This is a genomic window from Leisingera sp. M523 (genome assembly GCF_025141335.1).
GTDB lineage: Bacteria > Pseudomonadota > Alphaproteobacteria > Rhodobacterales > Rhodobacteraceae > Leisingera.
Window position 1 is genome coordinate 1,285,440 of record NZ_CP081036.1, and the last position, 23,041, is coordinate 1,308,480.

General features: G+C 62.6%; 23 protein-coding genes. 13 read left to right on the forward strand and 10 right to left on the reverse strand.

Features of this window, described 5'->3' with window-relative positions; genetic code table 11:
• The first annotated feature begins 66 nt into the window (after positions 1-66).
• Positions 67-810, forward strand: a complete 744-nt coding sequence (locus K3557_RS06320) for a GNAT family N-acetyltransferase (RefSeq protein ID WP_259998479.1) — start codon at positions 67-69, stop codon at positions 808-810.
• Positions 811-903: 93 nt separating this feature from the next.
• The gene (locus K3557_RS06325; RefSeq protein WP_259999571.1) at positions 904-2,688 is read left to right on the forward strand and encodes an ABC-F family ATP-binding cassette domain-containing protein; all 1,785 of its coding nucleotides are present in this window, start codon (positions 904-906) and stop codon (positions 2,686-2,688) included.
• Between the two features lie 157 nt (positions 2,689-2,845).
• On the opposite strand, the gene K3557_RS06330 is transcribed toward K3557_RS06325, so the two are convergent.
• From K3557_RS06330 to K3557_RS06340, 3 genes are all read right to left on the reverse strand, one after another.
• Positions 2,846-3,400, reverse strand: a complete 555-nt coding sequence (locus K3557_RS06330; protein WP_259998481.1) for a sugar O-acetyltransferase — start codon at positions 3,398-3,400, stop codon at positions 2,846-2,848.
• Between the two features lie 280 nt (positions 3,401-3,680).
• Positions 3,681-4,436: an SDR family NAD(P)-dependent oxidoreductase gene (locus tag K3557_RS06335; protein WP_259998483.1), complete on the reverse strand. Its 756-nt coding sequence runs from the start codon at positions 4,434-4,436 to the stop codon at positions 3,681-3,683.
• Positions 4,437-4,525: 89 nt separating this feature from the next.
• Complete coding sequence (locus tag K3557_RS06340; RefSeq protein ID WP_259998485.1) at positions 4,526-5,452, reverse strand: GNAT family N-acetyltransferase; 927 nt, start codon at positions 5,450-5,452, stop codon at positions 4,526-4,528.
• A gap of 46 nt (positions 5,453-5,498) precedes the next feature.
• On the opposite strand from K3557_RS06340, the gene K3557_RS06345 reads away from it, so the two are divergent.
• Complete coding sequence (locus tag K3557_RS06345) at positions 5,499-5,636, forward strand: hypothetical protein (protein WP_259998487.1); 138 nt, start codon at positions 5,499-5,501, stop codon at positions 5,634-5,636.
• 320 nt (positions 5,637-5,956) lie between these two features.
• On the opposite strand, the gene tyrS is transcribed toward K3557_RS06345, so the two are convergent.
• A complete protein-coding gene (gene tyrS, locus K3557_RS06350) occupies positions 5,957-7,213 on the reverse strand; it encodes a tyrosine--tRNA ligase (RefSeq protein WP_259998489.1) in 1,257 nt (418 codons plus the stop codon).
• A gap of 144 nt (positions 7,214-7,357) precedes the next feature.
• On the opposite strand from tyrS, the gene K3557_RS06355 reads away from it, so the two are divergent.
• A complete protein-coding gene (locus tag K3557_RS06355) occupies positions 7,358-8,467 on the forward strand; it encodes an anhydro-N-acetylmuramic acid kinase (RefSeq protein WP_259998491.1) in 1,110 nt (369 codons plus the stop codon).
• Positions 8,468-8,547: 80 nt separating this feature from the next.
• Here K3557_RS06355 and K3557_RS06360 read toward each other — a convergent pair whose 3' ends face one another.
• Together K3557_RS06360 and K3557_RS06365 are read right to left on the reverse strand one after the other, a co-directional pair.
• Positions 8,548-9,450 (reverse strand): fatty acid desaturase, encoded by a 903-nt coding sequence (locus K3557_RS06360; RefSeq protein ID WP_259998493.1) that lies wholly within the window; start codon positions 9,448-9,450, stop codon positions 8,548-8,550.
• Positions 9,451-9,495: 45 nt separating this feature from the next.
• The gene (locus tag K3557_RS06365) at positions 9,496-9,915 is read right to left on the reverse strand and encodes a cupin domain-containing protein (RefSeq protein WP_259991581.1); all 420 of its coding nucleotides are present in this window, start codon (positions 9,913-9,915) and stop codon (positions 9,496-9,498) included.
• A 56-nt stretch (positions 9,916-9,971) separates the two neighbouring features.
• Between K3557_RS06365 and K3557_RS06370 the strand changes: the two genes are divergently transcribed.
• A complete protein-coding gene (locus K3557_RS06370; protein WP_259998494.1) occupies positions 9,972-11,390 on the forward strand; it encodes a YdiU family protein in 1,419 nt (472 codons plus the stop codon).
• Between the two features lie 153 nt (positions 11,391-11,543).
• Positions 11,544-12,248 carry an endonuclease/exonuclease/phosphatase family protein gene (locus K3557_RS06375; RefSeq protein ID WP_259991585.1) on the forward strand — a complete coding sequence of 235 codons (705 nt, stop codon included), beginning with the start codon at positions 11,544-11,546 and terminating at the stop codon, positions 12,246-12,248.
• A 290-nt stretch (positions 12,249-12,538) separates the two neighbouring features.
• On the opposite strand, the gene K3557_RS06380 is transcribed toward K3557_RS06375, so the two are convergent.
• A complete protein-coding gene (locus K3557_RS06380; protein WP_237454670.1) occupies positions 12,539-13,858 on the reverse strand; it encodes a DEAD/DEAH box helicase in 1,320 nt (439 codons plus the stop codon).
• A gap of 350 nt (positions 13,859-14,208) precedes the next feature.
• On the opposite strand from K3557_RS06380, the gene K3557_RS06385 reads away from it, so the two are divergent.
• The 5 genes from K3557_RS06385 (at position 14,209) to K3557_RS06405 (ending at position 18,081) form a co-directional block, all read left to right on the forward strand.
• The gene (locus K3557_RS06385) at positions 14,209-14,622 is read left to right on the forward strand and encodes a Fur family transcriptional regulator (RefSeq protein WP_129371195.1); all 414 of its coding nucleotides are present in this window, start codon (positions 14,209-14,211) and stop codon (positions 14,620-14,622) included.
• Between the two features lie 204 nt (positions 14,623-14,826).
• A complete protein-coding gene (locus K3557_RS06390) occupies positions 14,827-15,723 on the forward strand; it encodes a DMT family transporter (RefSeq protein WP_259998499.1) in 897 nt (298 codons plus the stop codon).
• 184 nt (positions 15,724-15,907) lie between these two features.
• A complete protein-coding gene (gene eno / locus K3557_RS06395) occupies positions 15,908-17,185 on the forward strand; it encodes a phosphopyruvate hydratase (RefSeq protein ID WP_259998501.1) in 1,278 nt (425 codons plus the stop codon).
• A 103-nt stretch (positions 17,186-17,288) separates the two neighbouring features.
• Positions 17,289-17,606, forward strand: coding sequence for a hypothetical protein (locus K3557_RS06400; RefSeq protein WP_259998503.1), 318 nt, complete (start codon positions 17,289-17,291; stop codon positions 17,604-17,606).
• A 22-nt stretch (positions 17,607-17,628) separates the two neighbouring features.
• Positions 17,629-18,081, forward strand: coding sequence for an MEKHLA domain-containing protein (locus K3557_RS06405; protein ID WP_259998505.1), 453 nt, complete (start codon positions 17,629-17,631; stop codon positions 18,079-18,081).
• Between the two features lie 561 nt (positions 18,082-18,642).
• On the opposite strand, the gene K3557_RS06410 is transcribed toward K3557_RS06405, so the two are convergent.
• Positions 18,643-19,092 carry an N-acetyltransferase gene (locus K3557_RS06410; RefSeq protein WP_259998507.1) on the reverse strand — a complete coding sequence of 150 codons (450 nt, stop codon included), beginning with the start codon at positions 19,090-19,092 and terminating at the stop codon, positions 18,643-18,645.
• Complete coding sequence (locus tag K3557_RS06415; protein ID WP_259998509.1) at positions 19,089-20,030, reverse strand: nucleoside hydrolase; 942 nt, start codon at positions 20,028-20,030, stop codon at positions 19,089-19,091. Before K3557_RS06415 ends, K3557_RS06410 begins: the two co-directional genes overlap by 4 nt.
• A 271-nt stretch (positions 20,031-20,301) precedes the next feature.
• On the opposite strand from K3557_RS06415, the gene K3557_RS06420 reads away from it, so the two are divergent.
• Positions 20,302-20,856, forward strand: a complete 555-nt coding sequence (locus K3557_RS06420; protein ID WP_259998511.1) for a hypothetical protein — start codon at positions 20,302-20,304, stop codon at positions 20,854-20,856.
• Between the two features lie 72 nt (positions 20,857-20,928).
• Here K3557_RS06420 and mazG read toward each other — a convergent pair whose 3' ends face one another.
• The gene (gene mazG, locus K3557_RS06425) at positions 20,929-21,744 is read right to left on the reverse strand and encodes a nucleoside triphosphate pyrophosphohydrolase (protein ID WP_259998513.1); all 816 of its coding nucleotides are present in this window, start codon (positions 21,742-21,744) and stop codon (positions 20,929-20,931) included.
• Positions 21,745-21,808: 64 nt separating this feature from the next.
• Between mazG and K3557_RS06430 the strand changes: the two genes are divergently transcribed.
• Positions 21,809-22,975 carry a M20 aminoacylase family protein gene (locus tag K3557_RS06430; RefSeq protein WP_259998515.1) on the forward strand — a complete coding sequence of 389 codons (1,167 nt, stop codon included), beginning with the start codon at positions 21,809-21,811 and terminating at the stop codon, positions 22,973-22,975.
• Positions 22,976-23,041: the final 66 nt, after the last annotated feature.

A 23,041-nucleotide genomic window follows, 5' to 3' on the forward strand; every position in this document is an offset into this window, starting at 1 on the left:
AGCGGGCTTCACCGGGCTGTCACAGCGCTTATGTTAAGGGCTGAGCCGGAGAAGGGGGAGGCCGTGATGGCAGCGGAGCAGGGCGTGCTTTTGCACAAGGGATGTTACCGCGCCCGCCTGGCGGCGGGGCCGGCCGATGTGGCGGCGGCGCAGGCGCTGCGCGCACTGTGCTTTCGCACTGGCGGCACCGATTGCGACGCTTATGATGCGGCCTGCGCGCATGTGCTGGTGGAGGAGGTGCGGACCGGTGCTCTGGTCTGCTGCTTCCGGCTGCTGGTGCTGGAAAACGGAGCGGACTTGCCGCGCAGCTATTCGGCGCAGTTCTATGATTTGCAGGGATTGCAGGCGTTCCAGGGCCGAATGGCGGAGCTGGGCCGGTTTTGCGTCCATCCGGATCAGCAGGATGCAGATATTCTGCGCGTTGCCTGGGGCGCGGTGACCGTCTTTGTCGATGCCCGGGGCGTGCAAATGCTGTTTGGCTGCTCGTCCTTTGCCGGTAACTCCACGGCAGAATATCTGGACGCTTTTGCGCTGCTGAAGCACCGGCATCTGGCACCGCTTTGCTGGCGGCCGCAGGTGAAGGCGCCGGATGTGTTCCGATTTGCTGCGAGGCTGCGGCGGAAGCCGGATGCGAAAAAGGCGCTGCTGCATATGCCGCCGTTGCTGCGGACCTATCTGCTGATGGGCGGCTGGGTCAGCGATCATGCGGTGGTCGATGCCTGTATGAACACGCTGCATGTGTTCACCGGGCTGGAGATCAGGGCCATTCCGGCTGCCCGCAAGCGGCTGCTCAGGGCGGTGGCCGGGTGAATTTGAGTATTTTTGAAAAGATGAAGAAGCGGCGTTGACGCGATTCTGCCGCCGGGGTAGCTGGCTGGCATGGCACGTATTCCTCTTTTGCAGATGTCCGGTATTTCTCTCACCTTTGGGGGCGATCCGGTTTTTTCCGATCTCGATCTGGTGGTTCAGCCCGGCGACCGCGTTGCCCTGGTGGGCCGCAACGGGTCGGGGAAATCCACGCTGATGAAGGTGATGGCGGGGATTGTTGAGGCGGATAAGGGTGCGATTGTGGTGCCGCCGGGTAAATCGGTGGGCTACATGGAGCAGGATCCGCAGATGACGGGTTTTGCGACCTTGGGCGATTTTGCCGCCAGCGCGCTGGATCCCGGTGAGATGTACAAAGTGGAGCGCGCGGGCGAAGGGTTGAAGTTCGATCCGGCGCGTCCCGTTGAAACCGCATCCGGCGGTGAACGGCGCCGGGCCGCGCTGGCCAAGCTGATGGCCGAGGCGCCGGATCTGATGCTGCTGGACGAGCCGACCAACCACCTGGATATCGAAGCGATCACCTGGCTGGAGAATGAGCTGAAGGCGACCCGCGCGGGTTTTGTGCTGATCAGCCACGACCGGGCGTTTTTGCGGGCGCTGACGAAGGCCACGCTGTGGGTGGACCGCGGCGAGGTGCGCCGGCAGGAGAAGGGGTTTGAGGCCTTTGAAGCCTGGCGTGACAAGCTGTGGGAGGAAGAAGACCAGCAGCGGCACAAGTTGAACCGGCTGATCAAATCCGAAAGCCGCTGGGCGGTGGAGGGGATTTCCGCCCGCCGCAAGCGCAACATGGGCCGGGTGCGGGCGCTGCAGGATCTGAAATCCGAACGCAGCAGCCAGATCAAGCGCCAGGGCGCGGCTGAGATGGCGTTGGATTCGGGGCCGAAATCGGGCCGCAAGGTGATTGAGGCCGAGGGGCTGGGCAAGGCCTTTGGCGGCAAGCAGATCGTGCAGGAATTCTCGCTGAAGGTGCAGCGCGGCGACCGGGTGGCTTTTGTCGGACCCAATGGCGCAGGCAAGACCACGCTGTTGAAGATGCTGCTGGGGCTGGAACAGCCGGATACGGGGGCGGTGAAGCTGGGCACCAATCTGGAGCTGGCGCTGTTTGATCAGACGCGGGATCAATTGGATGGCAATGCGACGCTGTGGGAGAATCTGACCGCGGATCCACTGCTGGGGGTTTCCGGCAAGGCGGATCAGGTGATGGTGCGCGGGCAGCCGAAACATGTGGTGGGCTATCTGAAAGAGTTTCTGTTTGATGAAGCCCAGGCACGTGCCCCGGTGCGGTCTTTGTCGGGCGGTGAGAAGGCGCGGCTGCTTTTGGCGCGGCTGATGGCGCGGTCCTCGAATCTGCTGGTTTTGGACGAACCAACCAACGACCTGGATGTGGAGACGCTGGACCTCTTGCAGGAGCTGCTCGATAACTACGACGGCACCGTGCTGCTGGTGAGCCACGACCGGGATTTTCTGGACCGGGTGGCGACCACCACCATTGCGATGGAAGGCGACGGCAAGGCCACGGCATATGCCGGCGGATGGAGCGACTACCTGGCGCAGCGCGGGCCGCTGGAGGTTGCGGACAAGTCTGAGAAGGTGAAGATTGCAAAGCCGAAGCCCAAGCAGGAAAGCCAGCCCAAGGACGGGCTGAGCTTTAAGGAAAAGCACCGGCTTGAGGCGCTGCCGGGAGAGATTGAGCGGCTGGAAGCGGAGATTGGCAAACTGCAGGAATTGATGGCGGATCCAGCGCTGTTCACCCGCGAGCCGGTCAAGTTCAAGAAAGCGACCGAGGCGCTGGTGGAGCGGCAGGAAAAGCTGGCGGCAGCTGAGGAAGAATGGCTGCTGCTGGAAGAAAAAGCCGAGGGCTGAGACCATTGTTCCAGTTAGGACAGTAAGGCTGACCAAATGTTTCGCGCGCGAAACATTTGGTCAAAGATCCTGCCATAATGCTTTGGAATTCATCAGGAAATATGAAGCGCGGGTTAAGGCGGCGGGCGCTGCCTTAACCGTCTGACGACCGGCTTGATTACAGGCGCCGGGGGCGGGCGGGGTTGCCTGTCACCGTTTCGCCTGCAGCCACATCCCTGGCCACTACTGCCCCGGCACCGACGATGGCGCCATCGCCAATGGTGACGCCCGGCAGGAGGATTGCGCCGCCGCCGATCCAGACGTCCGTGCCCAGGGTAACGGGGCGGGCGATCTCCAGCCCTTGCGCCCGCAATGCCCTGTCCTTGTGGTGCTGGGCGCAGTAGATCTGCACATTCGGCCCCAGCATGGCGCCGTCGCCGATGGTGACCGGCGCGGTGTCCAGAATGGTGCAGCCGGCGTTCAGATAGACGTTGCAGCCCAGGGTGATGTTGATGCCATAGGCGCAATGAAACGGCGCCTCAACCAGGCAGTTTTCGCCGTGGGCCGCAAAGAGCGCGGCCAGCGAAGGGCTGAGGTTTTCTGACGGATCCGGAAGTTCGGCGTTGTGCTGGTGCACCGCAATCCGGGCCTGATGGCGCAACGCCGAGAGTTCGCCGTCCAGGCAACAGTACCATTCGCCTGCCTGCATTTTCTGCCGTTCGGTTTTGCTCATCGAAGCCTCCTGACCAGCTAGTGAAGATCGGGAGGCTGGGATTGTCAATTGCCGGGGTGGCTCCCGCGCCCGCAGGTGTTTGGCTGCGCCAAGCACCTTTGTGCGGCCTTGGGCCAGGCATTGCTGCGCAATGCAGAAGTTTTTGCTGAGATGCGCTTCAGGGGCAAGTTTGCCCTGAAGGCGCGATTTCGAGTGTTTGACCTGCTGAGGCCGCGTCAAGGGTGAACGGCGCAAGCGCCGCCGCTTGCGCGGCCCTTGACCCGGCCTCAGCAGCTGGGCGTCAGCGCATGCGCAGGGCGCCGTCGATGCGGATGACTTCTCCGTTGAGGTAACCCATTTCGACGATGAAGCCTGCAAGGCGGCCGTATTCGCGGGGATCGCCCAGGCGCGCGGGGTTGGGCACGTCTGCCGCCAGTTGCTGCTGCACTTCCTCTGGCAGGCCTGCCAGCATCGGGGTCATGAAGATGCCGGGTGCAATGGTCATCACCCGGATGCCGGAGGATGCGAGATCACGTGCCATCGGCAGGCACATGCCCGCGACCCCGCCCTTGGAGGCGGCATAGGCGGCCTGGCCCTTTTGGCCGTCAAAGGCTGCGATGGATGCTGTGTTGATGATCACGCCGCGGGCGTTATCCGCGTCCGGAGTGTTCTTGGCGATTTCCACAGCAGCGAGGCGCGCCACGTTGAAGGTGCCGACTAGATTGATGTCGATGGTGCGCTTGTAGGCGTCCAGCGGATGCGCGCCGTCCTTGCCGACGGTCTTGGCACCGATGGCGATACCGGCGCAGTTCACACAAGCGGTGATCTTGCCCATCTTCCCGGCCGCGTGGGCGATGGCGGCGGAGACTGATTCTTCGCTGGTGACGTCGGTTTGGGCGAAATGCCCGCCGATCTCTTGCGCCACCATGGCGCCGCGGTCGGCGTCGCGGTCCAGGATAGTGACCTGGGCGCCTTGGTCGGCAAAGTAGCGGGCGGTGGCCTCGCCCAGGCCCGAGGCGGCGCCGGTGACAATGGCAGCGGTGTCTGCAAGTTTCATGAACGGGGCTCCTCCCGGTTATCTGAACGTGTGTTCATATAATGGAGGCGGCCTGCATCTGTCCAGCGGGACGGGACGTCGCGGAGCGGTCAGGCGCCCATTTGCTGCCGGTCCAGCAGCGCCAGGGGACGTAAGAGGCGGCCCAACGGCGGCCAAAGGCCCCAGGTTCCGCCCAGGCGGTGCGCCTTGGCGCCGGTGCCGAGTTTGAACCGGGCAAGCCCAGCGGCGCGGCTTGTGTCGATCAGGCCAAGGTCGAGGCGGCAGATGCCCTTGGTGGCAAGCCAGCATGCGGCCTCCCACATCAGCAGGGGATGGGCGCTGAGCTGTTTGCCGCGCGCGGTGGTATGGGCGATGTGGTAGGTGGCGCTGCTGCCATGGGTGAGGATCAGGATGGCGGCGACCGGGTCTTTGCCCTCGAATGCCTGGAACAGTTTGGCCTGGCCCTTGTTTTCACGCGCATAGGCAAGGGTGAGGGCGATGGGCCAGCTGCGGTAGCCGCGGGCGGATTGCTGTTTGGCATCGGCTGCAAACAGCCAGTGGCGCGGGTCGTGCGGCAGGTTCTGGCGGGTGAGTCGCAGGCCCTGGGATTCGCCGTGGTTCAACCGGTTGCGCCATTTCTGGTGCAGGGCTTCGCGGCGCTGCTCCGGATCTTCGGTCAGATCCCAAAGCGCAGCATGCGCAGGGGTGACAAGCGGTACTGCACCAAGGCGGGCGAGCTGCGGGGCCGGTGTTTCCGGCGACAGGATCAGCGGGGTGCGGCCCAGGCCGCGCCTGCGTAAGGCTGGCATCAGGGGGGCGGGGTTGCTCAGATCCGCCCGGTTCACCATCGCCAGGCGCAGCCCGCCGGGCAGGCGGCGGTGCAGGACCAGCAGGTTCTGTGCGTCTTCCAGTATCAGCGGGTCCTGTCCGCAGGCCATCAGCGCACGGGCAAACTCCGGCGATTGCTGGAGCGCGCGGAGCTGCGGGCGGGTGGTTGCCGCTGCGGGCATATCGGGATCGGGGGCGCTGTCGAACATGGGGCCATTAACGCGCTGGAAACCTAAATCATGGTTAACTTTCCGCATGAAGCAAACAAAACTGATCATGGGGCAGGCGGCTGCGGCCCCGCGGATGACCAAGGCAGCGGCACTGCTGATTGCCATCGGGCTGTCGGTGCCGGTGTTTCTGGTGCTGACGCTGCTGGAAGCGCTGGCATTCTAGGCAGGAATTACTGCTGAGAGGCGCTTAAGGGCAGGTTTGCCCTCAAGGCGCCTGTTTGAGTTTACCCTGGCCATCCCCGCCTCAAGGATAAACCGTGCTGCGCACGGCGGCTGTGCCGTCCTTGACCCGGCGCTGGCCTGTATTGGTGTGTGTCTCAAAGGAAGCGCGACCGCGCCGCGTGGCTGCGCGGCGCTATGCCCAACCATGACGGCCCATCTAGGATGGGGCCGGAATGGGCGGGAGGGCTTGCTGCAAAAGAAAGCTGCAAAAGAGAAAGGGGAGCGCGGCGGCTCCCCTTTACTGTGTTACTTCCGGCCTGTTCAACCGTCCAGCCGCACCAGCGCGTGGCGCTTTTTGCCGGCGCTCAGTTTGATTGGCGAAGAGAGCGCGCCTGCGTCGATCATCAGGCCGGCATCGGTCAACGGCTGGTCGTCGATTTTGGCACCATTCTCGGAAATCAGCCGTTTGGCGTCCTTGCCGGATTTGGCGAGGCCGGATTTCACGATCAGCTGCACAATGGAAATCCCGTCACCCAGATCCGCCGGAGTGAGCGACAGGGTCGGGAGGTCGTCGCCCACTCCGCCCTTCTCAAACACTTCGCGGGCGGTGGCTTCGGCCGCGGTGGCGGCCCCGGCACCGTGCAGCAGCGTGGTCACCTCATTCGCCAGGATCACCTTGGCGGCGTTGACCTCGGACCCTGCCAGCGCGCCCAGGCGCTCGCACTCATCAACCGGCAGCTCGGTATAAAGCTTCAGGAAGCGGCCCACGTCGGCGTCGGTGGTGTTGCGCCAGAATTGCCAGAACTCGTATGGGCTGCGCATTTCGGCATTCAGCCAGACCGCGCCGTCCTGCGATTTGCCCATCTTCTTGCCGTCCGATGTGGTCAGCAGCGGCGAGGTGAGGCCATAGACCTCATGCTCGATGGTGCGGCGGGTGAGGTCGATACCATTGACGATATTGCCCCATTGATCCGAGCCGCCCATCTGCAGGATGCAGCCGTAGCGGTTGTTCAGCTCCATGAAGTCATAGGCCTGCAAGATCATGTAGTTGAATTCGAGGAACGACAGAGATTGCTCGCGGTCGAGGCGCGATTTCACGCTTTCAAACGCCAGCATCCGGTTTACCGAGAAATGGCGGCCGATGTCGCGCAGGAATTCCAGATAGTTCAGACCGTCCAGCCATTCGGCGTTGTTCAGCATCAGCGCCTTGTTTGGCGCATCGCTGTCATAGTCTATGTAGGCCGAGAACACCTTCTTGATGCCGGCGATGTTGTCGTCAATCTGCGCCTCAGTCAGCAGCGGGCGTTCATCGGCGCGAAAGGAGGGGTCGCCCACCTTGGTGGTGCCGCCGCCCATCAGGGTGATCGGCTGGTGGCCGGTTTTCTGGAACCAGCGCAGCATCATGATCTGGATCAGCGAGCCGACATGCAATGACTTCGCTGTCGCATCAAAGCCGATATAGGCCGGGCGCACACCGCTGATCAGGGCGTCATCCAGCCCCTGATAATCGGTGCAGTCCGCGAGGAACCCGCGTTCCATCATGACTGCGACGAAATCCGATTTCGGTGTGTAGGTCATAACATGCCTCGGTCTATGAATTTGCACCATGCCCTATAAATCGCATTGATGCCGGTTGGAACCTGTTTTCCCGGCAATTTAAGCGTTGTAGAGTCAGGCGCAAGCGGGCGGAACGGCCCGGAGCCATAAGGACGGGGGCAGGCCATGAGCAGGGCCATAGCAAAAACAGGCCCGGTGCGGGCGCTGGGAGCGATGAGCGGCACATCGCTGGACGGGGTGGATGCCGCCGTGGTGGTGACCGATGGCGCGCGCATTCACGGATTTGGCGAGAGCAGTTACCGCGAGTACACCGAAGCCGAGCGTAGCGTGCTGCGGGCAGGGCTGGGCAAATGGACCGGGCCGGAGGTTGAGGCGGCTGCCGGGGTTTGCGATGCGGCCCATGCGGCGGCGCTGGCAGAGTTCGAGGACGTGGAGGTCATCGGCTTTCATGGCCAGACCCTGGCCCATGCGCCGCGGCTGCAGGGTACGCTGCAGGTGGGCGATGGGGCGGCTCTGGCCGAACGTCTTGGCAAGCCGGTGGTCTGGGATTTCCGCTCAGACGATGTGTCGATGGGCGGAGAGGGCGCGCCGCTGGCGCCGTTCTTTCACTTTGCCTGCGCCAAATACATCGGCGCCGAACGGCCGCTGTGTTTCCTGAACCTGGGCGGGGTTGGCAACTTGACCTATGTGGATCCGCGGTTTGAGCGGGCCGAGGAACCCGGCGCGCTGCTGGCGTTTGACACCGGCCCGGCCAATGCGCCGGTCAATGATCTGGTGCAGGAGCGGCTTGGCATTCCCTGGGACGCAGATGGCAAGGTGGCGCGCTCCGGCACCGTGGAGACCGGTGCTTTGGAGCTGTTTCTGGCCGAGCCTTACTTTGCAAGAATGCCGCCTAAGTCACTGGATAGGAACGATTTTGACGAGATGGTCGGGTTGGTGAAGGAGTTGAATGACTCGGACGCCGCGGCGACCTTGATCGCCATGTGCGCAGCCTCGGTGGCGCAGGGGATGGAGCATTGCCCGGAGCCGCCGGAGGTGGTGCTGGTCACTGGCGGCGGGCGGCGCAACCCGGTGCTGATGCAGATGCTGCGGGTGTCGCTGGACTGTACAGTGAAACCCGTCGAGGACGCAGGCCTGGACGGCGACATGCTGGAGGCGCAGGCCTTTGCCCATCTGGCGGTGCGGGTGGCGCGGGGGATGGCGACGTCCTGCCCCGGCACCACTGGTGTACGCGCCTGCGTCGGCGGCGGGGTGGTGAGCGTGCCGGGGGCGTAAGATAGAGACGCGGGGACAAGAAACTTCGAAGTTTCTTGTCAAATTTCTTTGAAGAAATTTGTGCGGCCTTTGACGGCCGGTCAGTGGGAAATCTGCCGGAGGTAGTCTGATGTAAACTCCGCATACCCGCCCGAAGCCGACTTCAGGTGCGCCTGTGTGATGGCATGGAAAGCGGGCAGCTGGTAAAAAGGCACATTCGGAAAAGCATGATGCTCGGCATGATAAGGCATGTTCCAGGCCAGAAAGCGCACCAACCGGTTGGTGAAAGTGGTGCGGGAGTTCTCCAGCATGTTGGCAACTGGCGGGCAGAGCCCGTGTTCTGCCAACAGATAGGCGCGCAGGAACGGCTGGCCGATCAGCAGCGGCACAAGCCACAACCGCAAAACCAATGGTGACACCAGCAGGGTCAGCAGGGCGGCTGTGTAGACGATTAACAGCACCCGCGCCTCCAGCCGCATGTGGGCGTGGCGGCGTTCCGGCAGGTACGGCGCATCAATGGTGCCAAAGGCGTTGCGCCAAAGGGTCCCCGCCATACCGCGCCAATAACCCCAGCCGCTGAGGTATTTCAGCCATTGGGGAATGGTCTCCGGGCGCGGTCCTTGTTCCAGCTCGGGGTCGCGTTCGGGGTCGTTGGTGAACTTGTGATGCGCCAGGTGAAAGTAGCGGAACCAGACAAAAGGCAGCGCCATGGCCAAGGCGCAGACATGGCCTGCGGCCTCGTTCAGCCACTTGCTGCGGAACGGGGTCTGGTGGGTGCATTCGTGGCTGAGGGTGAACAGGAAGACCAGCAGCACCCCCTGCGGCAGCAGCAGAAGCGGCCAGAAAGGCACTTGCAGCGCAAGGCCCGTGGTGCAGACAGCCAATGCGGCAAGGTACAGCGCAAGATGCTGCAGCCCCGCAGCATCGGAACGGGTGGTCAAGAACGCTTTGGTCTCCGGCGGCAGCGACTTGATTAGGGTGGTGTGGTCCATAAGTGCAGGCATATGGACAGTTTTGTCCAGTCTTCTGATTCGCGGCAAGAGGTGGGGTCAGCCACGCGGGATGTCAAAGCCAGGCGCAGCAAGTTCGAATCCTTCGAACTGGAACCCGGGCGAGACGGTGCAGCTTACCAATGTGCAATCCCCGGTTGTGCGGGCCGCCTGCCAGTGACCTTTTGGCACGATCTGCTGCGGCGCGCCTTTGGTCAGATCAGGGGTCAGTATGTGGTCCTGTGCCGGGCCTTCCCTTGTCTCCGCCACCGACAGCACCAGCGGTGCACCGGCGTGGAAAAGCCAGATCTCCGTTGCATCGACCCGGTGCCAATGGCTGTTTTCGCCGTCCTTTAAAAGAAAGTAAATACAGGTGCCTGCGGGGCGGCCTTCATTCCCGGCCCGCCAGGTTTCCCGGTACCATCCGCCCTCGGGGTGCTGCTGCAAGCCCAAATGTTCGATGATCTGATCTGCCGTCACTGCAGGCTCTCCCTTTTGGCGCTGGTAAATCTGTATACCAAGCATATGTTTGGGCTATGGCATTCACGTTCCCCTTTGATAACACATATGCTGCCCTGCCGGGGCAGTTCTACTCCAAACTGGCGCCGCAGGCGGTGAAGGCGCCGAGGCTGATTGCCTTCAACGAGGATCTGGCCCGGGTGATGGGCATAAGCCCGGGGGAGGCGGCAGAGATGGCGGCGGTCTTTGGCGGCAATGAGGTGCCGGAGGGGGCGGACCCGCTGGCGCAACTTTACTCCGGGCACCAGTTCGGCACTTATAATCCGCAGCTTGGCGACGGGCGGGCAATCCTGCTGGGCGAGACGGTGGGAACCGACGGCAAGCGCCGGGATATCCAGCTGAAAGGCTCCGGGCGCACACCCTATTCCCGCAGCGGCGATGGCCGTGCCTGGCTGGGCCCGGTGCTGCGCGAATACGTGGTGAGCGAAGCAATGCATGCGCTTGGCATCCAGACCACTCGCGCGCTGGCGGCGGTTGAGACGGGCGAGATTGTCTGGCGCGAGGGCGGTTTGCCCGGTGCGGTGCTGACCCGGGTGGCCTCCAGCCATCTGCGGGTGGGGACGTTTCAGATCTTCGCGGCGCGCGGCGACAAACACAGCCTTCGGCAGCTGACGGACTATGCGATTGCCCGCCATTACCCGAATGCGGATGGTCCTATGGGCCTGCTGCGTACGGTGCGTGATGCGCAGGCCAAGCTGATTGCGGCCTGGATGGGCGTGGGCTTTATCCACGGGGTGATGAACACTGACAATTCCGCGATCTCGGGCGAGACAATCGACTATGGCCCTTGCGCCTTCATGGATGTTTACCATCCGAATACGGTGTTTTCCTCGATCGACCGCGGGCGGCGTTATGCCTATGCCAACCAGCCCAATGTTGCAGTGTGGAACCTGGCGCAGCTGGCCACCGCGCTGATCCAGCAGCTGGACGACCCGCAGGCAAGCGTCGAAGAGGCGACCGAAATCGTTCATGCGATGCCGCAGCTGACCGAGGACGCCTGGCTGACCCGGTTCCGGGCAAAACTGGGGATCACCTCGGCGCAGGAAAATGATCTTGAGCTGGTCACGGGCCTGCTGGAGCGGATGGCGGAAAACCAAAGCGATTTCACCAACAGTTTCAGGGCGCTGGCGGCGGGCACGGCGCGCGATCAATTCACCGATCCGGCGGCATATGACAGCTGGGCCGAAGGCTGGCAGGCGCGGCTGGCGGATGAGCCGGACCCGCAAGCGGTGATGCGGGCCGCCAACCCGGCCTTCATCCCGCGCAACCACCGCATCGAAGAGATGATCGCGGGCGCCGTGGCGGGAGACTATGCGCTGTTTCACCGGCTGAACGCAGTTCTGGCCAGCCCGTATGAGAACCAGCCGGAACACGCAGACCTGCAGCGCCCGCCAGCGCCGGAGGAAGTGGTGCAGGCGACTTTCTGCGGAACCTGATCTGCTTCTTTCTGGTTTCAAATACTCCCGGGGGTGAATTGAGCCGCAGGCTCAAGAGGGGGCGGGCAGCCCCCCGGCCACGCCTGCGGCGGGATGACGGTTGTGTTTCAGATGTGTCCTGCGCCAAACTCCGGACAAGCCTGGAGGCACCGGATGCCCAATCAACCGCCGCAGGATACGCTGCGGGTTGCCACTTACAATATTCAGAAATGTATCGGCCTGGACCTGCGCCGCCGGCCGGAGCGCATCTTGCAGGTGATCGCCGGACTGGCTGCGGACGTGGTGGTGCTGCAGGAGGCCGACAAGCGCCTGCCGCCGCGGCCCGCGGCGCTGCCGCATTTTCTGGTCGCGGAAACCGGCTGGCAGGCGGCGGACCTGGGCGGCGCGGGGTCCCTGGGCTGGCACGGCAATGCGGTGCTGTTCCGGAATGGCGCGCAGTTGCAGGCCAAAGGCCATATTGTTTTGCCGGGGCTGGAGCCGCGCGGCGCGGTCTGGGTTCAGCTGAAGACGGTTTTGGGGCCGGTGCGGGTGATTGGCGCGCATCTGGGACTGACGGGACGGGCGCGGCGTGAACAGATGCGTGCCTTGGCCCATGCGGCAAAGCGCGAGGACAGCGCGGTGGTGCTGGCGGGGGATTTCAATGAGTGGTCGCGGGGGGCGGTACTGGAGCATATCACTCCGGCGCTGACTTTCCTGCCGCCCAAGGCGAGCTTTCCGGCGCTGCGGCCCCTGGGGGCACTGGATCGGATTGCGTATTGCAAGCGGTTGAAAGCCGTTGCGCATGGGGTGCATGGGGCACGGCCTGCGCATATTGCCTCGGACCATTTGCCGGTCTGGGCGGATTTGCAGGCGGTGTGAAGCGGGAGCGCTCCCGCGCCCGCAGGTGCGTCAGGCTGTGCCTGAAGCACCTTGGCGGCCTTGGGCCGGGCGTTGCTGCGCAACGCAAGGAAGGGGCGGATGTTTGCAGCCGGAACTGTCCCCCGGACAGTTTCCTGCAGGTTTCTGCTGCAGGGAACTGCTTCAGGGGCAGTTTGCCCCTGAAGATGGCTGTTTGAGTGTGGCTGATGCTTTGCTGTTCCGGGGCAAGGATGAACAGCGCTGACGCGCTGTGGCAGTACCGTCCTTGACCCGGAGTTGCGCGGGCAGGTTTAGCGCGCGCGCTGTTTTTGGCCGCCGCGCTGGCCGTTGCTTGCGCCCTGGGGCTTGCCTTGGCCACCCGAGCCACCGCCGCCGCGGCGGCGCTGGCCGCCGGGTTTGCCGCCGCCGAAACCGCCGCCGCCGCGGCGTGCGCCAGGACGGCCGCCGGGTTTACCAGCCGCCGCCGGATCCGGCAAAGCCTCCCAGGCGCGGCCCGAGGCGACAGGGATGGTGGTTTTCATCACCTTCTGGATCGCCTTCAGTTCTTCCATTTCATCCGGCGAGCAAAATGCAATCGCAGCGCCATCCTTGCCTGCGCGCGCGGTGCGGCCAATGCGGTGCACATAGGCGTCCGGCACATTGGGCAGCTCATAGTTGTAGACGTGTTTCACGTCCGGGATGTCCAACCCGCGGGCAGCCACATCGGTGGCGACCAGAACCTTGATGTCGCCGGACTTAAAGGCGGCAAGGGCGCGCTCGCGCTGGCCCTGGGATTTGTTGCCGTGAATGGCAGCGGCGGCAAAGCCTGCTTTGTCCAGCACCTTCATCAGCTTTTCCATGCCGTGTTTGGTGCGGCCGAAGACCAGTGCGCGCTCGTCCTTGTGGTCGGCCAGCAGCTCTTTCAGCAGGCTTAGCTTTTCCGCCTTGGCGATGAAATGCACCGACTGGGTGACCTTGTCGGCGGCTTTGCCCGGAGGCGAGACTTCGATGCGGACCGGGCTTTGCAGGTAGGAGTTGGCGATCTCGTTCATCTGCTTGGGCATGGTGGCCGAGAACAGCATGGTCTGGCGCTCGGCCGGCAGCAGGGCCGCGATCTTGCGCAGAGTGTGGATGAAGCCGAGGTCCAGCATCTGGTCGGCCTCGTCCAGCACCAGGAAGTCGCAGGAACCCAGATCCAGCGCGCCGCGGTCGAGGATGTCGATCAGGCGGCCAGGAGTGGCGACCAGGATGTCGGTGCCCTTGGCAATGCGGGAGATCTGCGGGTTGATGGACACGCCGCCGACCACCAGGCCGACCTTCATCGGAGTGTTTTCGGTGAGGCCTTTCAGGGTCGCGGCGATCTGGTTGGCCAATTCGCGGGTCGGCGCCAGCACCAGGCCGCGCACGGTGTTGGCGGCGGGCTTGCGGCCGTATTGCATCATCTGCGCAATCAGCGGCACGCCAAATGCGGCGGTCTTGCCGGTGCCGGTCTGCGCCAGGCCCAGCACGTCCTGACCGTTCAAGGCATGCGGAATAGCGCGGGCCTGGATCGGGGTGGGATCATTGAGGCCCAGGTCCTGGAGCCGGGTGAGGAGCTTTTCAGGAAGCCCCATGGTCGAAAATTCAGTCACGTATCGTCCTTTCACAGCCCTGCGTCAGCACGGGCCGGATCCGCTGCGAAACAGCGGTTTCTTGCGGGGCAGGGACCTCGGGCGCGCGCTGGCCGGATGCCAGGCCGCTGGCCTCTGCAATCCCCACGCGTGATTTTGGGAATGTCGGCATATCACTTGACCCCGGGTGTCTTGTCACGCACATGCGGTGCGGCCGGTCTTGGTCTCTGCTCACGCGGCAGGGAGGGATGCCTGGGCGTCAAATGGCTGTGGATAAGCGCATTGTCAACCGTTGATGCCGGCGAAAAGCCTGTTTTCGGCGCAGATTGCATCCGCTAAAGAGGAAAGCCAGAAAACCGCGAGGACCTTCGATGCCAAAGCCGATTATCGCCCGTTGCGAAGCCAAGGGGCTGCGCATGACCGGCCAGCGCCGGGTGATTGCCCAGGTGCTGCAGGACAGCGGCGATCACCCGGATGTAGAGGAGCTGTATGCCCGCGCCAGTGCAATGGATGCAGCGATTTCCATCGCCACCGTCTATCGCACGGTGAAGCTGTTCGAGGAGGCGGGCATTCTGGAGCGGCTGGAGTTCGGCGACGGGCGCGCGCGTTATGAAGATGCCGAGCGGGATCACCACGACCATCTGATCGATATGAACACCGGCGAGGTGATCGAGTTCTGCGACCCCGAGATCGAGGAGCTGCAGGAGCGGATCGCCCGCAAGCTGGGCTATGAGCTGCGCGGGCATAAGCTGGAGCTGTACGGGGTGCCGCGCAAGGCGGAGTAGCATCTGACCCGGCCCCCATTATTTTCTGCAGAATTCCGGTTGCGCTGGCGGCCTTGGCCGCACGGCGCATCACGAAAATTGATATGTGTGCTCACGTCTTGTCATGATACCGGGTCGGAAACGGAGTTGCCTGCGCCGGGGCGCTGATGTTCTTTGCCCGGATGGCCCGGCGCACTGCCGGACCGGGATACAGGACGCGCGCTTATGAACAACCTGCACGGCATTCTGCTGGTCATTGCTTCGATGGCTTTTTTCACGCTTGAAGACATGTTCATCAAGCGTCTGTCGGGCACCCTGCCGGTGGGCCAGATCCTGATATTCCTGGGGCTGGGCAGCGGGCTTGTCTTTGCCGTCATGGCCAAGATGCAAGGGCACCGGCTGATGGCGGCGCGGGCCTGGCGCAAAAAACCGGTGATGCGGGCTGCCATGGAAGCGGTGTCGGCTATGGGGTTTGCCTCGGCTTTGGCGTTGGTGGATATTTCAACGGTGGCCGCTGTGTTTCAGGCAACGCCTTTGGTGATCACCATGGGCGCGGCACTGTTTCTGAAAGAGGACGTGGGCTGGCGGCGCTGGCTGGCGATCTGCGTGGGCTTTGTTGGCGTTCTGCTGATTATCCGGCCCGGATTGGACGGGTTTGAACCGGCTGCACTGCTGGTTGTGGTGGCAGTGCTGGGGGTCGCGGCACGCGATCTGATGACCCGCACAATGGACGCCGGGGTGCCTTCCACCGTGCTGAGTTTTCAGGCTTTCATGGCGGTCATACCGGCCGGCGCTCTGCTGCTGATCTTCACGCCGGGCGATGCGCAGGCGCTGGCGGGTAGCGAGTGGATGATGATGGCCGGCGGGGTGCTGTTCGGGGTGCTGGGCTATTACGGCATTGTGACGGCGATGCGGGTTGGCGATGCCTCGGCGGTGACGCCGTTCCGCTATACAAGGCTGCTGTTTTCGATCCTTGCAGGCGTTATTGTCTTTGGTGAGCGCCCCGATACGCTGACCCTGGCAGGGTCGGCGCTGATTATCGCATCCGGCCTTTATACCTTTGTCCGGGAGCAGCGGCTGGCCCGGCGGGCGCGGCGCGCGGCTGCTGCTGCTGCGGCCTGAGGTCTCAGGTCGGCAGCACGGCGTGCAATTGTTCAACCCTGTTGGCGCAAACAGCGCAATGTTAGCCCTAAACCGCCGCTTTCATGTGTGTTAGCGATAACGCGACCGGTTTACATTTCCGTCGCGGCTGGTATGACGCTGGCAACAGAACGCGCCGCTTTCAGGCCAAACCAAGGATGGACAGATGAGCACCATTATCGACATTCACGCCCGTGAGATCCTCGACAGCCGGGGCAACCCGACGGTTGAGGTCGACGTGATCCTGGAAGACGGCACCATGGGCCGCGCTGCCGTGCCCTCGGGTGCCTCGACCGGTGCCTATGAGGCGGTGGAGAAGCGCGACGGCGACAAATCCCGTTACATGGGCAAGGGTGTTCTGGAAGCAGTTGCCGCGGTGAACGGCGAGATCGCCGAGGAGCTGGTCGGCTTTGACGCCTGTGAGCAGGTCGCCGTGGATATGGCGATGATTGAGCTGGACGGCACCGAGAACAAAGCCCGCCTGGGCGCCAACGCGATCCTGGGCGTGTCGATGGCGGTGGCCAAGGCGGCAGCCGATTTCACCACCCAGCCGCTGTACCGCTATATCGGCGGCACCTCGGCGCGGGTGCTGCCGGTGCCGATGATGAACATCATCAACGGCGGCGAGCATGCCGACAACCCGATCGACATTCAGGAATTCATGATTATGCCGGTGGCTGCGGAAAACATCCGCGACGCGGTGCGCATGGGGTCCGAAGTGTTTCACACCCTGAAAAAAGAGCTGTCGGCGGCGGGCCTTTCGACCGGGATCGGCGACGAGGGCGGCTTTGCCCCTAACATCGCCTCCACCCGCGAAGCGCTGGATTTTGTTCTGAAATCCATCGAAAAGGCGGGTTACAAGCCGGGCGAGGAAATCCACCTGGCGCTCGATTGTGCGGCGACCGAATATTACAAGGATGGCAAATACGTGCTGTCCGGCGAGGGCAAAACCCTGTCGTCGGAAGAAAACGTGGCCTATCTGGCGGCGCTGGTGAACGACTATCCGATCATCTCGATCGAGGACGGAATGGGCGAAGATGACTGGGACGGCTGGAAGGCGCTGACCCAGGAGATCGGCAATAAGGTGCAGCTGGTGGGCGACGATCTGTTCGTGACCAACCCGGCGCGTCTGGCCGAGGGCATCGAGCGCGGCTGCGCCAACTCGATGCTGGTGAAGGTGAACCAGATCGGCACCCTGACCGAGACCCTGAAAGCGGTCGATATGGCCCACCGCGCGCGCTACACCAACGTGATGTCGCACCGCTCGGGCGAGACCGAGGACGCGACCATCGCCGACCTGGCGGTTGCCACCAACTGCGGCCAGATCAAGACCGGCTCGCTGGCGCGCTCTGACCGGCTCGCCAAGTACAACCAGCTGATCCGCATCGAGGAAATGCTGGGTGAAGTGGCCGAATACGCAGGCCGTTCGATCCTGAAGCGCTGATTTCTGCTGCTTGATCACTGTTTGCGCTCCGGCAAGGTCAGAGCGCAGCTGCCCCCGGTTCCCAATGGCCGGGGGTTTTCTTTGAAGACTACAGGATCTGCAGATGAAATTTTCTGTCCTAGCAGCGCTGTTTACGCTGACCTTTGCCGCGGCAGCCGCTGCCGCCCCCGGTGCTGAGGAAACCTGCAAGGCCCTTGCCGCGCGCTCGCAAGGGGAAGGTCCAAGCATGAACCTGTGCACCTGCACCTACAAGCTGGCCGATGAAGTCATGGACGACGATATCAAGGCGCTGCTGTTTCAGTCCTGGAACGACGGGATCGACCGTCAGGAAGAGGCAGATGCCCTTAGACCGCGCGGGCGTGCCAGCAAGCAGTTCAGGAAACTGGAACGGGCAGTCAGAAAGAAATGCGCTCCGTTTTGAGGAACATGCGGTGACGGATCAAATGAAGGAACCCTGCCTGGAAAACCTTTTCCAGGACCGCCACGCGGACCTGCTGCTGAGGTCTTTTGCGCAAGCGACAGGCCGCGTTTTACTGGACGGCGCAAATGCCGAAACGCTCTATAATGCGCCGTTTGCGGTGCTGTCGCACAACACTGCCGCCGATCCGGTGCTGACCTATGGCAATCTGGCGGCGCAGAGCTTGTGGGAAATGGGCTGGGAGCAGCTGACAGCCATGCCGTCGCGGCTGACGGCGGAGCCGGCCCATCGGGGCCAGCGGGACGCGATGTTCGCTGAGATGCGCGCAAAGGGCTTTATCAGCAATTACACAGGCGTGCGGATCAGTGCGCTGGGGCGGCGGTTCGAGATCCGCAACGCAGTGATCTGGCCCTTGCTGGGGGCGGATGGGGGTAAACTGGGTGAGGCGGCGACATTCCGCGATTTTGCTTTTCTCTAGCTCCGCTTGCAGGCAGGGCAGGATGCAGAAGGTGAACGTAAAACAGGGCCCGCGGTTGTGTGGCCCGGTTCACAGACGGGCTTTCACGGACATGTTACCTTAGTCTTACGCGGTCCGGGTGTTACCGCGGGAGAGGAGAGACCAGCATGCCAAATCAAGGTTTTCGCAAATTGGCAATTCCAGCGGGTCTTTCAGTACTGCCAGGGTGCAGCAGCCCGGAATACTCCCCGCTTGGCGGGGACGCCGCTGCACCGCCGGATCCGGTCAGAAGTATGAGTGCAACGGCCGGTTTCATGAACCATCCGGGAATTTAGGACCGGATGGCTGGCGCTCTGGCCGGGGGGCAGAGCGTCAGAACCAAGGAGTGAGCGGCGGCACATCTTAGTCCGCCGCGGTGCATGAGGTTCCATCACCGCGCGAACTGGCACATTGATTTGTCTGGCTGTTTTGAATTGCCACCGTGCCTGCCGCAGCTCCAACTGCCATTTCGGCAGCGATAGAACAGGCTCTTTGGGGGGAGAGCTGGCCAAAAGGCGCAGCATGACAGCTGTGCCTTTTGGCTTACATCTCCTTGGTCATCAGCATGTAGCTGTCGCGCGGCTTAAACCGGGTGCGCAGATAGAGCCGCTGGGCGGTCTCGTTTTCGCGGTCCACCTCCAGATGCAGGGCACGCAATCCAGCCGTGGCCAGGGTTTTCGGCAGTTCGGTCAGCACCTCGGTGGCAATGCCGCGGCCGCGCACGGCGGGGCGGATGTACAGCTCATCCACAAAGCCGTCCATGCCGCCGAATTCCACCGACCAGCCAAAGGTGATGACGATATAACCGATCGGCGCGCGAGTCGGGCCGATCAGGTAGACCGCGCCGTAAGGGTGTCCGTTCAGCAGCGGCTCAACCCCGGCGCGGCGGTGGTCCGCTGTTGTCTCCAGGCCGGATTCGGCATGGAAGGCGGCAACCAGAGACAGCACCCGGTCCAGGTGCTCCGGCTTGGCAAGATGCAGGGCGGCGCTCATAGTCGGGCGAGCCTTTCGGTCAGGAGTTTGAAGAAACCGTCCGCATCAGCGTCGCCGATGAACAGGGCGTTGGGTTTTCGGCCGGTGACGCCCCACCAGTCGGCGACGGTCATGCCAAGGGTGAGGTCAGAGCGTGTTTCGATCTCGACATTCACATGGCGGCCTGCGAACAGGCCGGGCTGCAACAGCCAGGCTATGACGCAGGGGTCATGCAGCGGGCCGCCGTCTGAGCCGTATTTTTCCACATCGAAGCGTTCGAAGAAATCGAGCATGTCTGCAGTGAAATGGCCGACGCGGGTGTTCAGCGCGCGGATCGCTGCGGTGCGGGGTTTGGTGGCCAGCACCTTATGCGTCACATCCAGCGGCATCACGGTGATCGGCGCGCCGGATCTGAACAGGATTTCAGCGGCTTCCGGGTCGACGTAGATGTTGAATTCAGCCGCCGGGGTTATGTTGCCGACCTCGAAGTAAGCGCCGCCCATCATCACGACTTCCTGCACCCGTTCGATGATGTCGGGCGCCCGGTTGAAGGCGGCGGCAATGTTAGTGAGCGGCCCCAGCGTGCAGAGGGTGACAGTGCCCGCAGGTTCCCGGCGCAGGGTGTCGATGATGAAATCGACGCCGTGCCCTGTGGCCAGCGGCATGTCCGGCTCCCAAAGCTTTGGCCCGTCGAGGCCGGTTTGGCCGTGCACATGTTCGGCGGTGATCAGCGGCCGGCAAAGCGGCGCTTTGCTGCCGGCATAGACCGGCACATGCGTCTTGCCTGCAGCTTCGCAGACAATTCGGGCGTTCTTGCTGGTCAGCGCAAGCGGCACATTGCCTGCGACGCAGGTGATGCCAATCAGATCCAGATCTTCGGGGCTGGCCAGCGCCAGCAGGATGGCCACTGCATCATCCTGTCCCGGATCGGTGTCGATGATGATTTTTCTCGGTGCCATGGCACTCTCCGCTGGTGGTGAGCCATGAGACTACGCGCAGTTTTGCCGGGATTGAACCGCTGCCGCACCGGCCATGCAATTTTCCGGGCATTTTCTGCGACGGCAGTTTGCTGCTGCGGCGTTTGCTTTCTATGGTGGCTTGACGCAGCGTCAGTCGGGGCGGGATGGTCCCGGTTGCGCAGTGGTTTTTTGAAGCCCGGAGACGGGCAGTATTGGTTCTGCGGTGTTTTGCCGGAAGACATATTTTTGATTTTCATGAGGAATAAGAAACATGAGCAATGATCCCAAAGTTGTCGGCGACATCCTGAAGGACAAGAAGATGACCGCTTCTTACATGGATTACTGCAAGCGGCGTTACTGTCTGAATGAATTCATGTTCACGCAGAACAAAGGCAACCCGGAATCGCTGTGGGCCCGCTATATGGATCAGAAAAAGGGCAAGGAGCCGGTCAATATCACATCGAAGACCTACAATGCGGCCAAGGTGCTGGCGGAAAAGGGCGACTTTAAGAGCGGCGATTGGAAGAAGATCATCGAGACCGGCAAGAAAGAAGTCGTCCTGATGCTGAACAAGGATGTGATGGGCTTCACCGGTAGCGATGAATACAAGAAATATGTCGCCGAAAACCGGATGGGCGACCCCAAAAAGGCGGCCAAGCTGCTGGGCATCACCGATGTGAAAAAGCTGAAGGATGTGATGGTCAATATCGCAGTTGGCGACAAGAAGACCGGCGAGAAGCTGTGGAAGGATCTGATGAAGAAGGAAAAGATCATCCAGGACTTCAAAACCATCATGGGAAACCTGAAAAAGGCCGGCCTGGCCTGAAGCCTTTGGCTGCCCGGCGGTTGCGCCGCCGGGATTTGAGTATTTGGAGAAAGATGAATGACAGGTGCGCGCTCAGGCGCGTTCATCTGCCTTGACCGCGTCCCAGAGGGCGTCCATTTCGGCCAGATCGCTGTCTTCGGGGCGTTTGCCGCGGGCGGCGAGTTTGGCCTCGACGCCTTCGAACCGGCGGGTGAATTTGGCGTTGGCGGCCCGCAAGGCGGCTTCGGGTTCAACCCCCAGATGGCGGCCCAGATTGGCCATCACAAACATCAGATCGCCGAATTCTTCTTCGACTTCGATCTGGGTGAGGGTGTCGCGGGCCTCGACCAGTTCGGCGCATTCCTCGGTGATCTTGGCGATGACATTGTCGGCAGAGGGCCAGTCAAAGCCGACGCGCGCGGCGCGTTTTTGCAGCTTGTAGGCGCGCAAGAGGGCGGGCAGGCCAACGGCGACACCGTCCAATGTGCCGGTTTCGGCCTTGTCTGCGCGTTCTGCTGCCTTAATCGCCTCCCAGTCGCGGGTTTGCTGGTCAGCTGATTTCTCGCGGCTCTCATCCCCGAAGACATGCGGGTGGCGCGAGACCATCTTGTCCGACATGGTCCGGACCACGTCATGAAAGGTAAAATGGCCCGCCTCCTGCGCCATCTGGGCGTGGAAGACGGATTGGAACAGCAGGTCACCCAGTTCTCCCTTCAGTTCATCCCAGGCTCCGCGGTCGATGGCGTCGGCAACTTCATACGCTTCTTCAATGGTATAGGGGGCGATGCTGGCGAAATCCTGCTCGATGTCCCAGGGGCAGCCGGTTTTGGGGTCGCGCAGGCGCGCCATGATTTCAAGCAGGCGTTCGATGCCAGCGGTCTCATCGTGAATCAGGTCTGTTTGGGGCATTGCGGCGGCTCTTGTTCCAGTGTCTGATGCATCAATCCCGAGTCTGCTGCAGGAGTCCACCCCAATGCCCGTTGTGAACCGTATTGCCGATTACGCCGAGGAGATGAAGGCCTGGCGGCGGCATCTGCATCAGATTCCCGAGCTGGCGCTGGACCTGCCCAAGACCGCCGCCTTTGTGGCGGAGCGGCTGCGGGAAATCGGGGTTGATGAGCTGCATGAGGGCATCGCGCAGACCGGCATGGTGGCGATCATCAGCGGGCGTGGGGATGGTCCGACCATCGGCTTGCGGGCTGATATGGACGCATTGCCGATCCCGGAGGAGACCGGGGTTGATTACGCCTCGGGCCATGCGGGCAATATGCATGCCTGCGGCCATGACGGGCATACCACGATGCTGTTGGGCGCGGCCAAGTATCTGGCCGAGACGAGGAACTTCACGGGCCGGGCGGCGCTGATCTTTCAACCCGCCGAGGAGGCAATTGGCGGCGCGCGCATCATGGTCGAAGATGGCATCATGGAGCGGTTTGATATTGGCGAGGTCTATGCGCTGCACAATGCGCCGGGGCTGCCGGCTGGGCATTTTCTGACCACGCCCGGGGCGCTGATGGCGGCGGTGGATACGTTTCACATTCACATTCAGGGGCAGGGCGGCCATGGCGCAATGCCGCATGAAACCCGTGATCCGGTGATGGCGGCCTGCGGTATGGCGCAGGCGATCCAGACTATCGTGTCGCGGAACCATCACACGCTGGAGGATCTGGTGGTTTCGGTTACTCAGATCCATACCGGCACTGTCGATAATGTGATTCCGGATACCGCCTATATCAACGGCACCGTACGCACCTTTAACCCGGAGGTGCAGAAGATGGTGATGCGGCGGATGAAGGAAATCGTGGCAGGGCAGGCAGCCAGTTACGGCGTTGAGGCGGAACTGGACTATGAGATCGGGTATCCGGCCACATTCAACGATGCGGAGAAAACCGCATTTGCCGTGGACGTTGCCAAGGAGATCGCGGGCGAGGGCAATGTGGTGCCTGATGGCGGCCGCGAGATGGGGGCAGAGGATTTTGCCTATATGCTGCAGGCGCGGCCTGGCTCCTATCTGTTCCTGGGCCAGGGTGAAAGCGCCGGGCTGCATCACCCGAAGTATGATTTTAACGACCAGATTGCGCCGGTTGGAGCGTCGTTCTTTGCCCGCCTGGTGGAGCGGGCGCAGCCAGTTGGCGGGTAAGGGCCTGCGCAGATGACAGGGGCCTGCAAAGCGGGTATTTGATCAAAAGCTGAAGCCGCAGAACAG

Bases quoted from the DNA above. Each gene is read 5' to 3' on its own strand.
- K3557_RS06340 (WP_259998485.1), bottom strand. From the start codon at position 5,452: ATGTTCGACAGCGCCCCCGATCCCGATATGCCCGCAGCGGCAACCACC.
- K3557_RS06325 (WP_259999571.1), top strand. From the start codon at position 904: ATGTCCGGTATTTCTCTCACCTTTGGGGGCGATCCGGTTTTTTCCGAT.
- K3557_RS06390 (WP_259998499.1), top strand. From the start codon at position 14,827: ATGAACAACCTGCACGGCATTCTGCTGGTCATTGCTTCGATGGCTTTT.
- K3557_RS06405 (WP_259998505.1), top strand. From the start codon at position 17,629: ATGAAGGAACCCTGCCTGGAAAACCTTTTCCAGGACCGCCACGCGGAC.
- mazG (WP_259998513.1), bottom strand. From the start codon at position 21,744: ATGCCCCAAACAGACCTGATTCACGATGAGACCGCTGGCATCGAACGC.
- K3557_RS06345 (WP_259998487.1), top strand. From the start codon at position 5,499: ATGAAGCAAACAAAACTGATCATGGGGCAGGCGGCTGCGGCCCCGCGG.
- K3557_RS06375 (WP_259991585.1), top strand. From the start codon at position 11,544: ATGCCCAATCAACCGCCGCAGGATACGCTGCGGGTTGCCACTTACAAT.
- K3557_RS06385 (WP_129371195.1), top strand. From the start codon at position 14,209: ATGCCAAAGCCGATTATCGCCCGTTGCGAAGCCAAGGGGCTGCGCATG.
- K3557_RS06415 (WP_259998509.1), bottom strand. From the start codon at position 20,030: ATGGCACCGAGAAAAATCATCATCGACACCGATCCGGGACAGGATGAT.
- K3557_RS06335 (WP_259998483.1), bottom strand. From the start codon at position 4,436: ATGAAACTTGCAGACACCGCTGCCATTGTCACCGGCGCCGCCTCGGGC.
- eno (WP_259998501.1), top strand. From the start codon at position 15,908: ATGAGCACCATTATCGACATTCACGCCCGTGAGATCCTCGACAGCCGG.
- K3557_RS06420 (WP_259998511.1), top strand. From the start codon at position 20,302: ATGAGCAATGATCCCAAAGTTGTCGGCGACATCCTGAAGGACAAGAAG.
- K3557_RS06320 (WP_259998479.1), top strand. From the start codon at position 67: ATGGCAGCGGAGCAGGGCGTGCTTTTGCACAAGGGATGTTACCGCGCC.
- K3557_RS06410 (WP_259998507.1), bottom strand. From the start codon at position 19,092: ATGAGCGCCGCCCTGCATCTTGCCAAGCCGGAGCACCTGGACCGGGTG.
- K3557_RS06330 (WP_259998481.1), bottom strand. From the start codon at position 3,400: ATGAGCAAAACCGAACGGCAGAAAATGCAGGCAGGCGAATGGTACTGT.
- K3557_RS06370 (WP_259998494.1), top strand. From the start codon at position 9,972: ATGGCATTCACGTTCCCCTTTGATAACACATATGCTGCCCTGCCGGGG.
- K3557_RS06430 (WP_259998515.1), top strand. From the start codon at position 21,809: ATGCCCGTTGTGAACCGTATTGCCGATTACGCCGAGGAGATGAAGGCC.
- K3557_RS06355 (WP_259998491.1), top strand. From the start codon at position 7,358: ATGAGCAGGGCCATAGCAAAAACAGGCCCGGTGCGGGCGCTGGGAGCG.
- K3557_RS06360 (WP_259998493.1), bottom strand. From the start codon at position 9,450: ATGCCTGCACTTATGGACCACACCACCCTAATCAAGTCGCTGCCGCCG.
- tyrS (WP_259998489.1), bottom strand. From the start codon at position 7,213: ATGACCTACACACCGAAATCGGATTTCGTCGCAGTCATGATGGAACGC.
- K3557_RS06400 (WP_259998503.1), top strand. From the start codon at position 17,289: ATGAAATTTTCTGTCCTAGCAGCGCTGTTTACGCTGACCTTTGCCGCG.